Consider the following 14461-nt stretch of genomic DNA (forward strand, 5'->3'; position numbering starts at 1 on the left):
CGCCTGACGCGAGCGACTGGCAGCAGCCGGATGAGGTTCCTCTGACCGACTCCTTCTTCTCTGCGCCTGATACGCCTCGCTCCCTCTCCCGGCACGTGCCCGGCCAGGCGCCATTCCTTAATGATCGACCAGCACGTGGCCGGTCAGCCGAAGAGATATTGATGACTGAGACTACTGCCAATTCCGTCCCGGCGTTTGCCTCCCTGGGGCTGTCCGCTCCTGTCCTGAAAGCGATCGCCGAGATGGGCTATTCCACGCCGTCTCCCGTCCAGGCAGGTGCGATTCCTGCCGTGCTGGAAGGCCGCGATGTGATGGCTGCTGCGCGCACCGGTACCGGCAAGACCGCCGGTTTCGCTCTGCCGCTGGTCGAGCGCCTCGCGCAGAGCGCTCCCGCGGGTGCCCGCAGGATCAAGGCCCTGATCGTCACGCCTACGCGTGAGCTGGCCGCGCAGATCGACGAGAACGTTACCGCCTATTCCCGTCACCTGAAGCTGCGCAATGCCGTGGTATTCGGTGGCGTGAAGATCAACCCGCAGATCAGCCGCCTGGCCTCTGGCGTCGAGATCCTGACCGCCACGCCGGGCCGCCTGCTGGACCTGCACTCCCAGAAGGCCATCGACTTTTCCGATCTCGAGACGCTGGTGCTGGATGAAGCGGACCGCATGCTGGACATGGGCTTCATCCATGACATCCGTCGTCTGCTCAAGCTGCTGCCGACCAAGCGTCAGACGCTGCTGTTCTCCGCGACCTTCTCCGATGAGATCCGCAGCATGGCCAACAAGCTGCTGAATGACCCGGTGGCGGTGGAAGCCAGCCCGCGCAACACCACGGCCGAGAAGGTCGAGCAGCATATCCACACCGTAGAGAAGAGCCACAAGCCTTCGCTGCTCAAGCACCTGATCATCAAGGAAAACTGGCACCAGGTGCTGGTGTTCACCCGTACCAAGCACGGTGCCAACCGTCTGGCGACCAAGCTCGAGAAGTCCGGCATCAGTGCTGCGGCGATTCACGGCAACAAGAGCCAGAATGCGCGTACCAAGGCACTGGCCGGCTTCAAGAACGGCGAAGTACGAGTGCTGGTCGCGACGGACATCGCGGCGCGTGGTCTGGATATCGAGCAGCTGCCGCAGGTCGTGAACTACGAACTGCCCAACGTGCCGGAAGACTACGTGCACCGTATCGGGCGTACCGGCCGTGCTGGTGCCAGCGGGCGTGCCATCTCGCTGGTTTCCAGCGATGAGCGCAAGGAACTGGGCGGGATTGAGCGTCTGCTCAAGGGCAAGCTCAAGCGTGTCGAAGTGGAAGGTTTCGTGCCGGAAGTCGACGTCGAGCCGGAACGTGAACCGCGTCAGCCGCGTGGCGGCCAGCGCTCTGGCGACAAGCCGGCTGGTAAAGGACGCGGCAATGGCGGCCAGCGCTCTGGCGACAAGCCGGCTGGTAAAGGACGCGGCAATGGCGGCCAGCGCTCTGGCGACAAGTCGGCTGGTAAAGGACGTGGCAATGGCGGCCAGCGCTCTGGCGGTCAGCGCTCTGGCGGTCAGCGTCAGCAGGCCGCACGTGTCGATGATGACAACCGCGGCAACCGCGCACCGGTGCAGCGTGACGTGGATGGTAATCGTCTCGTGCCGCAACCGGAAGTGAACGGCAATCGCGCGCCGAATGCCGAGCGCCCGCGTCGTCGTTCCCGCGGCGGTCGCAATCGCTCAGGCGGCGGCAACGGTGGTAATCGCTCCAACGGTTGAGCCTTGACTGACAGTTTGAGTGTCTGAAGACGTTTGAGTGCGTAAAGAAAGAACGCCCCGACAACTTGCCGTTGTCGGGGCGTTTGCGTGTCGGGCCCTTGTCCGTCCGTCGCGAGACCGGGCGTGTGATCAGACGTCTTCTTGCCAGTCGATCTCGTAATCCGGCCCGGTGCCTTGAATGTCCTCCTCGCCTCGCACCCCGTCGCCGCGCAGGCGGGTATGGATGGCGAGCATCACCAGTACCTCGTTGTCGGGGCGGAACGGCTGCAGGCCCTGTTCGAACAGCATGTTGTTGCGCTCGCGCGCCCAGTCGCCCGGGGCAAGCTCGGGGTAGAGGCTCTCCGCCGGCGCGAACTCGATGAAAGGGTCCATGTTGTAGGCGTCGAACAGGCGGGCCAGTGCCTGCTCGTCATCCATGACGCCGGTGGTATAGAGCGTGGTCTGGTAGTAGTCCTGCTCCAGTTCCTTGAGCACATCGAGGGGGCTGACGCCGAAGCTGCGCAGGTCATCCAGGCTGTAGTCGCCCAGCTCCAGCATCTCGCCATCCAGCCATTCGTCATCCGGTTGAATCAGCACATGCTTCATCTGGCCATCGGGCAGCGCCCAGGCGATGGCCAGCGGCAGACTGGAGTCCTCGCCGGTCTCGACGGCGATGAAGGCGGGGAAGTCCCCTGTTTCGGGTTCATATTCGTGCATGGTGATGTCCAGAGCAGGGATGCGTGCAGGGAAAGTCGTGTATGCCGATTACAGGCGGAAGAAGCGGGTGGCAGTGACGGTGGTGGCCTGTGCGAGTTCTTCCATGTCGATACCGCGCAGCGCCGCGACCTCCGCCATGATCCACACCAGCAGCGAGGGTTCATGACGCCGTCCCTTGAGCTTGGCGGGCAGATTGCGCGGTACCAGATAGGGGCAATCGGTTTCCAGCATCAGGCGTTCGAGGGGAATCTCGCGGCACAGGCTGCGCAGGTGTTCGCCTCGGCGCTCATCACACAGCCAGCCGGTCAGACCGATGTGCAGGTCGAGATCCAGGTAGCCGTAGAGCGTCTCGCGCTCGCCGGTGAAGCAGTGCACGACGGCGTGACTGATATCGTCGCGCCAGTGCTTGAGCATCTCGAGCATCTGGCGACCGGCGTCGCGTTCATGCAGAAACAGCGGCAGGCCCGTCTCGGCGGCCAGCGTCAGCTGCGCTTCGAACGCTCGGGCCTGTTCGGCGGGCGTCGAGAAGTTGCGATTGAAGTCGAGGCCACATTCCCCCACCGCGACGACCTCCGGCTGCGCCAGTAGCTCCCGGATGCCGCGTTCGACGCCGTCGTTCCACTGGCTGGCATCATGCGGATGCACGCCGGCGGTGGCAGAAAGGCCGCGATAGCGTGCCGCCAGTGCCTGGGCCTCACGCGAGCCATCCAGGCTGGTGCCGGTCAGGATCTGCTGGCTGACGCCCGCCGCGCGTGCTCGCAGCAAGGTACCCTCGATGTCGCGCGCGTAGCTCTCATGCGTCAGGTTGACGCCGATGTCGACCAGCGCAGAGGGGCTGGCGAAGCGCAGCTCCGGTGCCAGCAGCGTCAGCGCGGCCGCGATTTCGGCCTCGCCGAGTTCAAGGTCGTCACACAAGGCGGCAAGCGTCTCGTCGGACAGCCGCTCGCTATCATAATAGGGCAGGGAGGCAGGATCGGCATGCGGGGGAAGCGCGGACATCGGACACCCTTGGGATCGCGGGGAGGGAGGAGACACGTGACAGTGCAAGGCCTGACAACAGCCCGTCGGCCTGGCACTAGATAGCGCTGCATGACAGGCGGGCCTTGGTAGCGCACGGCACGTGACGTGATTTCAAGCGGTCGGCCATTCTACCCAAGGCGCCGGCGTCTTTCAGCCCTTGCGGCGTCTTCCATCGCCTGCACGCTGCGCCTCGGGTAGAATGGCAGCATTCTCCAGCGCGCGTCGCTGGCGGCGGCCTGTCCGCCTGACTCCCACTTCCTCCGTGGCCTTCCCGGCCGTGGACCCGTCACGAGTTGCTGCTGCACATGGCATTGTTACGACTGGAAAATCTTCAGCTGGCCTACGGCCATCACGTCCTGCTCAACGGGGCGGATCTTGTCGTCGAGCGCGGCGAGCGTCTGGCGCTCGTCGGCCGCAACGGCACCGGCAAGTCGACCCTGCTCAAGCTGATCACCGGCGAATTCCAGGCAGATGCCGGTGAGCTGTGGAAGGCGCCGGGCCTCAAGATCGGCGTGCTCTCGCAGGACCTGCCGGCCGCCGAAGGTCGCACCATCTTCGATATCGTCGCTGAAGGCCTGCCGAAGGCGGGCGCGCTGCTGGCGGAGTACCATCATCTGATCAGCGACCCGGAGCCGGACCTCAAACGTCTCGAGCACGTGCAGGTCGCGCTGGAGAGCGTCGATGGCTGGCAGTTCCAGCAGCGTATCGATACCGTGCTGACCCGTCTGGGTCTGCCGGAAGACACCATGATGGAAGACCTGTCCGGCGGCTGGCGTCGTCGTGTCGCGCTGGCGCGTGCGCTGGTGTCCGACCCGGACCTGCTGCTGCTCGATGAGCCGACCAACCATCTGGATCTCGATACCATCGCCTGGCTGGAAGAGCAGGTCGCGGCCTTCTCTGGCGCCGTACTGTTCATCACCCACGACAGGGCTTTCCTGAAGCGCCTCGCGACCCAGATTCTGGAGCTGGACCGTGGCCGTCTCGGGCGTTACCCGGGCGATTACGCGGCCTACCAGGCTCAGAAGCAGCATGAGATGGATGTCGAGGCCAAGGAAAACGCCGAATTCGACAAGAAATTGGCTCAGGAAGAGACCTGGATCCGTCAGGGTATCAAGGCGCGCCGTACTCGTAACGAAGGCCGTGTGCGCGCACTGGAGAAGATGCGCCATGAGCGCGGTCAGCGGCGTGAGGTACAGGGGCGTGCGCGTATCGCCGTCGACTCCGCCGAGCGCAGCGGCAAGCGGGTCGTGGAGCTGGAAAACGTCAGCTATCGCTACGATGAGGCGCAGGAGCAGTGGGTCATCCGTGACCTGAGTGTCGAGATCCAGCGTGGCGACAAGGTCGGCCTGCTGGGCCGCAACGGCGCGGGCAAGACCACGCTGCTGCACATTCTGCTCGGTCAGCTGGAAGCCAGCGAAGGCAAGCGCATCGAAGGCACCAAGCTGCAGATCGCCTACTTCGATCAGCTGCGCAAGGGCCTGGACATGGAAGCCACCGTCTACGACAACGTGGCGCGCGGCAGCGATCGTGTCACCGTCGGTGGACGTGACATGCATGTGATGAGCTATCTGCAGAACTTCCTGTTCACGCCGGACCGCGCGCGTCAGCCGGTTCGCTCGCTGTCAGGGGGCGAGTCCAACCGCCTGCTGCTGGCACGTCTGTTCACCATGCCGGCCAACGTGCTGGTGCTCGATGAGCCGACCAACGACCTGGATGTCGAGACGTTGGAGCTGCTCGAGGAACTGTTGCTCGACTTCGACGGCACCGTGCTGCTGGTTTCCCACGACCGTGCCTTCATGGACAACGTGGTCACCAACATCCTCGCCTTCGAGGGCGACGGGGTCGTCAAGCCGTATGTCGGAGGCTACAGCGACTGGATACGTCAGGGCGGGCATCTGCCGCCGGCACCCTGGGAAGTCGAGCGCGAGCGCGAGGAAAAGCACCGTCGTGATGCCCAGGCAGAAGACGAGCGTCGCAAGCGTGAGGCCGCTCAGGCACAGCAGGCACCGAAGAAGGTCAAGCTGCCCTACAAGTTGCAGCGCGAGCTGGACCTGATTCCGACGACCATCGAGAAGCTGGAAGCGGAGGTCGCGACACTGGAAGCCGAGATCGCGGCGCCGGAGTTCTACACCGGGGATGCCAAGTTGGTGAAGAACACGTTGGAGAAGCTCAGCCACAAGCAGCAGGTGCTGGAAGAGACGATGGAACGCTGGATGGAGCTTGAGGCCATGCAGGAAGGCTGAAGCCGCAGGTGACGGTCATGCACGCGTACGGTCATGAACTACAGTCATGAACTACAGTCATGAGTGACGATGCTTGATGACCGTGCCGTGCAGAAAGCCCGTCAGCTGAACACACAAGAGGGCTGCCCATGGGCAGCCCTCTTGTCGTCCCTCACATGTCGTCGACGTGAGGTGTCGTCTAGCCGGCCACCATCATTCCTCGCTGTCATCCGCGCCGACGCGCACCGCCAGCACGTCGCACTGGGCGCCGTGCAGGACACCCGTGGAGGTGGAACCCAGCAGCAGCGCAAAGCCATGACGACCATGCGAGCCGACCACGATCAGGTCCACGTCGTGTTCGGCCGCGAAGCGATGAATCTCGCTATCCGGCATGCCGACCACCACGTACTGGTCTTCGGCGGCGATATCATGAGGCGTGGCGATCTCGCTGAGTCGTTCACGGGCGTGGGAATCCAGCTGGTCCTGGATGCTGGTCAGGTCCATCGGGATATCACCGCCATAGGCAAAGCCCAGCGGTTCCAGCGTATGGATGATGGAAATCTTGGCGCCGTTGCGCTTGGCGATCGGCAGGGCCCGCTCCAGCACCAGATGGGAATCCTTGGTCAGGTCGACAGCGACCAGTACATGCTTGTATTCGTTGCTCATCCTGAGATCCTCCCGCAGAGGTTGGCCATTCGAGTGGCGTCGTGCACCTGCTTCCATGCTAGGCTTGCCGCCCCCTTGAACACAATGACTTACATCAACGTAATGGCAGTGCGTGATACGCAACACTGCGGGGTTGCATAGCCTATCCTGCGCTTTCACGCCACGTCCCGCTTGATGAAACCCTTGAATAGACAACCGATGGATAGACGATGACGACTGCGCTGATCATCATTTTTGTCGTGCTGGCGATGCTGTCGCCGCTGACCTGGCTACGCCCCAGCAAACGAGAGACGCGCACGTCACTGGTCCGCAAGGCGGTGATCGCCGATGGCATGCGGGTGGATCTCAAGGCGCCGCCTCTTTCTGACGCGCCCAAGGGCATCGTCGGTTACCGCCGCCCTTGGCCGACCGAACGCGATGTCACGCCCTTCATCCTCGTGCAGGATGAATGGGCCAGTGATGCCCTGCGTGAGGCGGTGCCGGGCTATCGCTGGCGCGAAGAGAGTCGCCTGGCGGACGATCCTGATGTCGCCGCGGCGCTGCAGCGCTTCACGCGCACGCTGCCGGAGGATGCCCTGATGCTGGAGTCGTCGCTCTCCGGTCTGACGCTGTGGTGGGGCGAGAGTCTGGATGTGGAGAGCTGCCACGACTGGCGGCGCGAATTCGAGGCCTTGCATGCGTTGTTGATCGACAAGGCGCCTATCTCGCACAAGCGTCGCCCGCTGGTGGGCACCGAGCCGAAGATGCCGGATGCCTGACACGGGCAGCCCTCCCGCCTGCAGAAAAAAGCCCCCATCGAGTGACTCGATGGGGGCTTTTTCATGTCCCGCTTGCGCTCATGTCATGCTGGCGCGGCCGGCCATTTTCGGTCGGCGTCTAGGCTCAGGCGCTCTCCGGCACCTTCTCGGAGATTTCCAGGCCATTGCGCTCCATGACACGCAGGCATTCGCAGAATTGATCGACCTGCGCTTCACTCAGACCGTTGAGCATCTCGATGCGAGTCTGCTCGGCGATGGCATCGATCTTCTCGATCAATGGCAGCGCCTTGCGGGTCAGGAAGATGCGCTTGGTGCGGCGGTCTTCCTCACAGGCACGGCGCTCGACCAGGCCCTGTTCGGTCAGTTGGTCCAGGGTGCGAACCAGCGACGGGGCTTCGATACCGATGGAGCGAGCCAGATCACATTGGGGCTGACCATCGCCCATGCGCCACAGGTGTACCAGCGTCATCCAGCGAGTCTGGGTCAGCCCTAGTGGGGACAGTCGCTGGTCCAGAATGGCGCGCCACAGGCGCGGCAGGCGGGAAAGCTTGAGTCCGATATCTTCATGCATGGATAGGTCGTCCGCTGAGTGCAAAGGTGAAGGGGCTTTTGTCATTGGCGCGCGTCCAGCATCACTCAAAAGTGAATGAGACTGATTCCTTATCTGCGCCGCCCTTCACATCAGCATGCTAGGCAGTCTGGATAATTACAAGCCTGCGAACGAATTTTACGTCCATGGTCGAGTAACTCAGCGTTCCTGCTTGCGGAGTGACTCGTGGTGGCGACTGTCACAAACCCGGAATCAGGTTGGTGATACGCCAGCCTGGGATGCCGGGGGGCTGGCTGATGGTGCTGTCGGCCAGGGTCGCCAGCTGCGGATCATCGCTGACCACGAAGCGCAGACTGCCGATGCGCTGTCCGTTCATCGTCTCGACATCGATGCGCCACTCGCCCTCGCTGCCCTGCGGGAAGGCCGTCTTGTGGGTCCAGGCGCGGTAGCCTTCGCTGCGCCCGCCGTTGATGTTCAGGGCGATGCGATCGACGACTTCGCCATCATGACGCCAGACGTGATAGACCTTCTCCGACAGGCCGCGCGGCGCACGGATGGCCGTGAAGGCGTAGAGGCCACGGGCGGAGAGTTGCGCAGGCGTCAGCTGCATCTCGCCACGCGGTGCGCGCGCCGCGGTATCGAAGTCCGGCGACAGGCTGCTGGCATTGATCCACAGCGTGGCGGGCGGAATCCAGGCGCGTGCCCCCCATGCGCCTACCCCGAGCATTACGCTGATGCCGATCATCGCCAGACCGCCGACCACCCCACGCGCGATGCGCAGGTTGGCGACGCTGGGCAGCGCGAACAGGCTCATGGCGGCACAGGCGGCCAGCAGGCTCTCACCTGTGGTCAGTTCCAGCAGCAGGGGCAGGGTGACCAGCACCACGACGAACACGCACAGGGCGTGGAAGCCGAAGTACAGCCAGCGATGACGCTCGGCCAGCCGGTAGTAGAAGGGGTCGAGAATCGACAGCAGGGTCGCGCCGCACAGCAGCAGCGTAAAGCCTGCCTGGCCGCTGGCCCAGTCGGTGGTCGCCAGGAAGAACGGCAGTGTGAAACACAGTGTCTCCTGCTGGATCAGCTGGGCCACGAAGGTCGCCAGCTTGCGGGGCAGGGCATTCTGACCGCGATGGCGGCGCAGGCGGCTCCACAGGCCTTCGGCGATCAGGATCAACCAGGCCAGCATCATGCCCAGCGCCAGCAGGCCGCCCAGCCATTGTTGACGGTTGACGAGAAAGAAACTGCAGATGCCGGCGGCGAAGCCGATCGGCGGCCATAGCCAGTGCCAGCGCTTGGTGCGTTCGACAAGGCCGGTCAGGCGTAGATACAGGGCGGTGAGAGTGCTACTCATGAAAGCATGATATCGATGAGGCCTTTGAAAGCCTGCTGGCGCGCGAGGAGGTGTCGCGGTCAGCCTGCGGGTTGGGAAAGCGTTCAGGGTAACGCGGCTGCCTTGTGCGGTGTAGCGTCGATCTTTGCCTACATCGGCTGTCGATAGCGTGCGCCAGTCAGCTCAGGCCAGTATACAGACGCCCTGTGACCTCCGACCTTTCGCTAATGTCCGCAGGCTTGATCTTTGTCCGTCACTGGCCCAAGCTGGCTATATTCAAACGCTTGTATGAAGCGCTGTGATGAGAGATGACTCTCACGCGGTGCCTCAGCCAGCGGCGAGTCCGGCGAGGCCGGTTGCCAGCGCCTTCATGGCCAACGCCCAAATGGCAGTGACCCTCGAGCGCCCGGCAGCCCCTTCACCTCTTTCTCTTGTGGAGATCCGTGGATGATCTATTCAGGCAAAACGCTAACCGTCGAGGCCAATCAGGACGCCATCGCCCTGTTGACCCTCGACCTTGAAGGCGAATCGGTCAACAAGCTGGCCAGCTACGTACTCAAGGAGCTGGGAGAGGCAGTCGAGGCCATCAAGGCGACGGCCGATCTCAAGGGGCTGGTCATCCGCTCCGCCAAGGAAGCGTTCGTGGTCGGTGCCGACATCACCGAGTTCCACCAGATGTTCGAGAAGGATGAAGCCTTCCTCATCGACATGAACATGAACATCCATGGCATCTTCAACGCCATCGAAGACCTGCCGTTCCCCACCGTCACTGCCATCAATGGACTGGCGCTGGGCGGTGGCTGCGAGATTACCCTGACCACCGATTTCCGGGTCATGGCCGACAGCGCCAAGATCGGCCTGCCGGAGACCAAGCTCGGCATCATCCCGGGCTGGGCGGGCTGTGTGCGTCTGCCGCGTCTGATCGGGGCTGACAACGCCATCGAGTGGATCTGTGGTGGCACCGAGAACCGTGCCGACAAGGCGCTGGCAGTGGGCGCCGTCGATGCCGTCCTGCCGGTGGCCGAGCTGGACGCGGCGGCACTCGATATTCTGGCGCGTGCCAATGCAGGCGAGCTGGACTATCAGGCGCGTCGTCTCGAGAAGACCTCGCCGCTCAAGCTCAATGCCATCGAGCAGATGATGGCCTTCGAGACCGCCAAGGGCTTCGTGGCCGGCAAGGCCGGTCCGCACTATCCGGCACCGGTGGAGGCCATCAAGGTCATCCAGAAGGGCGCGGGGGAATCGCGTGAGCGTGCCCAGGCCATCGAGGCCAAGACCTTCGCCAGGATGGCGCTGACCGACGTGGCCTTCAATCTGGTCGGCCTGTTCATGAACGATCAGGTGGTCAAGAAGAAGGCCAAGGGCTACGAGAAGCAGGCCAGTGAGATCAAGCAGGCCGCCGTGCTGGGTGCCGGCATCATGGGTGGCGGCATCGCCTATCAGAGCGCCAGCAAGGGCACGCCGATCCTGATGAAGGACATCAATGGCGAGGCCATCGAACTGGGTCTGAAGGAAGCACGCAAGCTGTTCGGCAAGGGCGTCGAGCGCGGCAAGCTGACCACCGAGAAGATGGCGCAGGGCCTGTCCAACATTCGCCCGACGTTGTCCTACGGTGACTTCGGCAATGTGGACCTGGTCGTCGAGGCGGTGGTCGAGAATCCCAAGGTCAAGGCCTCTGTGCTGGCCGAGCTCGAGGACAACGTCGCCGAAGACGCCATTCTGACCTCCAACACCTCGACCATCTCCATCACGCGACTGGCCGAATCGCTCAAGCGTCCCGAGAACTTCTGCGGCATGCACTTCTTCAACCCGGTGCACCGCATGCCGCTGGTCGAGGTCATCCGTGGCGAGAAGTCCAGCGATGCGGCCATTGCCGCGACCGTCGCCTATGCCCGCCAGATGGGCAAGACGCCGATCGTCGTCAACGACTGCCCGGGCTTTCTGGTCAACCGCGTGCTGTTCCCCTACTTCGGTGGCTTCAGCCTGCTGGTCGAGAAGGGCGCCGACTATCAGCGCGTCGACAAGGTGATGGAAAAGTTCGGCTGGCCGATGGGCCCGGCCTACCTGCTGGATGTGGTCGGCATGGATACCGCGGTGCACGCCAATGCGGTGATGGCGGAAGGCTTCCCGGACCGCATGGCGCGTGACGGCAAGACCGCCATCCAGGTGATGTATGACAACAAGCGCCTCGGCCAGAAGAACGCTCTGGGCTTCTACCGCTACGAGGAAGATCGCAAGGGCAAGCCGAAGAAGCTGGCGGATGATGAGGCTCAGGCGCTGGTGGCACAGGTCGTCAGCGAGACGCGCGAGTTCTCCGATGACGACATCATCGCGCGCATGATGGTGCCGCTGTGCATGGAAACCATCCGCTGCCTGGAAGACGACATCGTCGGCAGCCCGGCCGAGGCCGACATGGCCCTGATCTACGGCATCGGTTTCCCGCCATTCCGTGGTGGCGCACTGCGCTATGTCGATGCCATGGGCGTGGCCGAGTTCGTCGCGCTGGCCGATAGTCTGGCCGAAGAGCTGGGCCCGCTGTATCGCCCGACCGAGGCGCTACGCGAGCGCGCCAAGCGTGGCGACGCCTTCTACTCCTGAGCCTTTGATGGCTGAGCGCCCGAGTGGCCGCCAGCACTATCCGACCAGAATTTTCGGCCCTCGCGACAGCGAGGGCCATGAGGGAGCCAGACAATGAATCTGAATCCGAGAGATGTGGTAATCGTCGATGGCGTGCGTACCGCCATGGCCAAGGCCAAGAATGGCGCCTTCCGACACGTGCGTGCCGAGAACCTGTCCGCCGCGGTAATGCAGGCGCTGTTCGATCGCAATCCCGGCCTGGTGCCGGCCGAGGTCGACGACATCATCTGGGGCTGCGTCAACCAGACCCTGGAGCAGTCAATGAACATCGCGCGCAATGCCGCCATCATGACCGGCATTCCGCGCACCGTACCGGCGCAGACGGTCAACCGCCTGTGTGGTTCCTCGATGAGCGCCCTGCATATCGCCACCGCCAACATCAAGGCCGGCATGGGGGACTTCTATCTCATCGGCGGCGTCGAGCACATGGAGCACGTGCCGATGGCGCATGGGGTCGACGTCAATCCGGCGGCCAGCAAGCATGCGGCCAAGGCGGCAATGATGATGGGCCTGACCGCGGAACTGCTCGGCAAGATGCATGGCGTGAGTCGTGAGCAGCAGGATGAGTTCGGTGTGCGCTCCCACCAGCGAGCCCAGGCTGCCGCCGATGAAGGTCGCTTCGACAATGAGATCATCGGTGTCGAGGGCCATGATGCCGAGGGTCGGCGTGTCCTGGTGACCCGCGATGAGGTCATCCGTGGCGATGCCAGCATGGAGTCCATGGGCAATCTCAAGCCGGTCTTCGATCCCAAGGGCGGTACCGTGACAGCGGGCACCTCTTCCGCGCTGTCGGTGGGCGCCTCGGGCATGGCGGTGATGAGCGCCGAGCGAGCCGAAGCGCTGGGCCTCAAGCCCATCGCGCGAGTGCTGTCCACTGGCGTGGCAGGCTGTGACGCCTCCATCATGGGCTACGGGCCGGTGCCGGCCTCCAAACAGGCGCTCAAGGCAGCAGGCCTGACCATCGAGGACATCCAGACCGTCGAATTGAATGAGGCCTTCGCGGCGCAGTCGATTCCGGTGCTCAAGGACCTTGGCCTGCTGGAGCGCGTCGACACGGCGGTCAACCTCAACGGTGGCGCCATCGCACTGGGTCACCCGCTGGGCTGTTCCGGTTCGCGTATCTGCACCACGCTGCTCAACGTCATGAAGCAGCAGAACACTCGCCTGGGTCTGGCGACCATGTGCATCGGCATGGGCCAGGGCGTCGCGACCGTCTTCGAGCGACTCGACTGAACGTCAGCACCTTCGGTCAGCGTCTTCGATAAGCGATCAGGCCACGCCTGATACCAAAAGCGGCATGTCTTCGGACATGCCGCTTTTTCGTCGGCAGGCTTTTGTCTGGAAACGAGAGGGGCGGCGCAGTATCGTGGCAGTGGGCGATCGAGCGTCACGTCGCCCCGGGCTTGATGATTGAGGTTACGCGAGGGAGTCGCATCGATGGACTGGAATCATGTCGAGCAGGATCTGCCGCGCGCCACGCCGCCCAGACCCTTGCCACACCCCCTGACCTTCCGGTTGCCGGCGGGCAGTATTGATTGTCACCTTCACCTGTTTGGTGACCCGGTGCGTTACCCATTGGCGGCGGACAGAACCTATGACCCGGCGCCTGTGGGGCTCAGTGAAGCACTCGAGATGCATCATGCATTGGGCGCCAGCCACGGCGTGCTGATACAGCCCAGTGTCTATGGCTATGACAATCGCCTGCTGTGCGACAGCCTGCAGAGCTGTCGCGAGCGTGGGCTGGACTATCGTGGCGTGGCGGTTGTCACGCCCGACATCAGTGATGCCGAGCTTGAGCGACTCTCCGAGCTGGGAGTGTGTGGCGTTCGCCTCAACCTGATCTTCGCCGGCGGGTTGCGCTGGCGTGATGTGGTGCTGCTGGCGGACCGCCTGGCACGCTTCAAGTGGCACCTGGAATGTCTGATCGACGTCTCGACCTTCCGTGACATGGAAGCGCGCCTAGGCAGCTTGCCGGTGCCGGTGGTAATCGACCACATGGGCCATCTGGCGGCCACGCGTGGCCCGGAGTGCCCCGGCTTTGCCGCGCTGTGTCGACTGCTCAAGCAAGGGCGCACCTGGGTCAAGCTGTCGGCGCCTTACCGGCTGACCACGCGTGGTCGCTTGCCTTACTCCGATGTCACGGCGCTGGTGCGGGCGCTGGTGGCGGCCAATCCGGAGCGCGTCGTGTGGGGCAGTGACTGGCCGCATCCCTATATCGGCGTCGAGATGCCGGAAGAGGACACCCTGGCCGAGCTGATGCAGCGCTGGTTGCCGGAGCGCGAGATGCGCGAGAGGATATTCCGCGACAATCCGCGCAAGCTCTACGGCTACAAGGCATTCGTGAAGTCCAGGGCGGATACGGCGCACTGAGCGCAGATCGAATGTTCGCTTGAGACCCGCAGGCATGCCCCAATGGCAATGGCCCCCGTCAGTGAACTGGCGGGGGCTTGCGCATGGGATGATAGATGACTACAGCGTCTGGAAGGCCACGCGCGTGCCATGGGCCAGCAGGCTGGCATTGTCGGTCGGCGTCGTGGGCAGGCCGATCATCTCATCTTGCACTTCCGCCCAGGTCTGCACGCCGTGGGTCAGCCCCAGCGGCAACAGCAGGCGGCTGATCCACTGTGTGCCGGTGAAGCGCAGGGACTGGCCGTTGTCATCGACCAGGCGACTGATGCCAGCGGCGTGATGCAGGCGGACCACATGAAGCCCTTGATCCAGCGTCTGCACTTCCACTGTCAGGGTATTGCCTGCGGCGAGCCACCGTCGCAGAGTCTCGATATCGACGGCTTCGTCAAGTGTGCTGAAGGAAGTCTGCATGCGTTCTCCCTGGGGTCTGA

Annotated in this window: 12 protein-coding genes; 6 read left to right on the top strand and 6 right to left on the bottom strand. The window is 63.5% G+C overall.

The features are described 5' to 3' along the window. The first annotated feature begins 161 nt into the window (after nt 1-161). Nucleotides 162-1742: a DEAD/DEAH box helicase gene (locus tag AC5WNJ_RS02860; RefSeq protein WP_176676224.1), complete on the top strand. Its 1581-nt coding sequence runs from the start codon at nt 162-164 to the stop codon at nt 1740-1742. A 129-nt stretch (nt 1743-1871) separates the two neighbouring features. On the opposite strand, the gene AC5WNJ_RS02865 is transcribed toward AC5WNJ_RS02860, so the two are convergent. Both AC5WNJ_RS02865 and AC5WNJ_RS02870 read right to left on the bottom strand, forming a co-directional pair. Continuing rightward, nucleotides 1872-2438 (bottom strand): hypothetical protein, encoded by a 567-nt coding sequence (locus tag AC5WNJ_RS02865; RefSeq protein ID WP_253062233.1) that lies wholly within the window; start codon nt 2436-2438, stop codon nt 1872-1874. 48 nt (nt 2439-2486) lie between these two features. Continuing rightward, nucleotides 2487-3437: a TatD family hydrolase gene (locus AC5WNJ_RS02870; RefSeq protein WP_176676225.1), complete on the bottom strand. Its 951-nt coding sequence runs from the start codon at nt 3435-3437 to the stop codon at nt 2487-2489. Nucleotides 3438-3763: 326 nt separating this feature from the next. On the opposite strand from AC5WNJ_RS02870, the gene AC5WNJ_RS02875 reads away from it, so the two are divergent. Further along, nucleotides 3764-5701 (top strand): ATP-binding cassette domain-containing protein, encoded by a 1938-nt coding sequence (locus AC5WNJ_RS02875; RefSeq protein WP_176676226.1) that lies wholly within the window; start codon nt 3764-3766, stop codon nt 5699-5701. Nucleotides 5702-5893: 192 nt separating this feature from the next. Here AC5WNJ_RS02875 and AC5WNJ_RS02880 read toward each other — a convergent pair whose 3' ends face one another. After that, the gene (locus AC5WNJ_RS02880) at nt 5894-6346 is read right to left on the bottom strand and encodes a universal stress protein (RefSeq protein ID WP_175090604.1); all 453 of its coding nucleotides are present in this window, start codon (nt 6344-6346) and stop codon (nt 5894-5896) included. Nucleotides 6347-6555: 209 nt separating this feature from the next. On the opposite strand from AC5WNJ_RS02880, the gene AC5WNJ_RS02885 reads away from it, so the two are divergent. Next, nucleotides 6556-7104 (top strand): preprotein translocase subunit YajC, encoded by a 549-nt coding sequence (locus AC5WNJ_RS02885; RefSeq protein ID WP_176676227.1) that lies wholly within the window; start codon nt 6556-6558, stop codon nt 7102-7104. A gap of 124 nt (nt 7105-7228) precedes the next feature. On the opposite strand, the gene slyA is transcribed toward AC5WNJ_RS02885, so the two are convergent. Both slyA and AC5WNJ_RS02895 read right to left on the bottom strand, forming a co-directional pair. Continuing rightward, nucleotides 7229-7675, bottom strand: a complete 447-nt coding sequence (gene slyA / locus AC5WNJ_RS02890) for a transcriptional regulator SlyA (protein ID WP_176676228.1) — start codon at nt 7673-7675, stop codon at nt 7229-7231. Nucleotides 7676-7892: 217 nt separating this feature from the next. Further along, nucleotides 7893-9005: a DUF5924 family protein gene (locus AC5WNJ_RS02895; protein WP_176676229.1), complete on the bottom strand. Its 1113-nt coding sequence runs from the start codon at nt 9003-9005 to the stop codon at nt 7893-7895. Nucleotides 9006-9431: 426 nt separating this feature from the next. On the opposite strand from AC5WNJ_RS02895, the gene fadB reads away from it, so the two are divergent. The 3 genes from fadB (at nt 9432) to AC5WNJ_RS02910 (ending at nt 13991) form a co-directional block, all read left to right on the top strand. Continuing rightward, nucleotides 9432-11582 carry a fatty acid oxidation complex subunit alpha FadB gene (gene fadB / locus AC5WNJ_RS02900; RefSeq protein WP_176676230.1) on the top strand — a complete coding sequence of 717 codons (2151 nt, stop codon included), beginning with the start codon at nt 9432-9434 and terminating at the stop codon, nt 11580-11582. A 93-nt stretch (nt 11583-11675) separates the two neighbouring features. Continuing rightward, complete coding sequence (gene fadA, locus AC5WNJ_RS02905) at nt 11676-12854, top strand: acetyl-CoA C-acyltransferase FadA (protein WP_176676231.1); 1179 nt, start codon at nt 11676-11678, stop codon at nt 12852-12854. Nucleotides 12855-13058: 204 nt separating this feature from the next. Beyond that, nucleotides 13059-13991, top strand: a complete 933-nt coding sequence (locus AC5WNJ_RS02910; RefSeq protein ID WP_176676232.1) for an amidohydrolase family protein — start codon at nt 13059-13061, stop codon at nt 13989-13991. 99 nt (nt 13992-14090) lie between these two features. Here the strand turns inward: AC5WNJ_RS02910 and AC5WNJ_RS02915 are convergent, their stop codons facing one another. Further along, nucleotides 14091-14441: a DUF6482 family protein gene (locus AC5WNJ_RS02915; protein ID WP_176676233.1), complete on the bottom strand. Its 351-nt coding sequence runs from the start codon at nt 14439-14441 to the stop codon at nt 14091-14093. Between the last annotated feature and the right edge of the window lie 20 nt (nt 14442-14461).

Source organism: Cobetia sp. PDI-23MA, assembly GCF_059507735.1.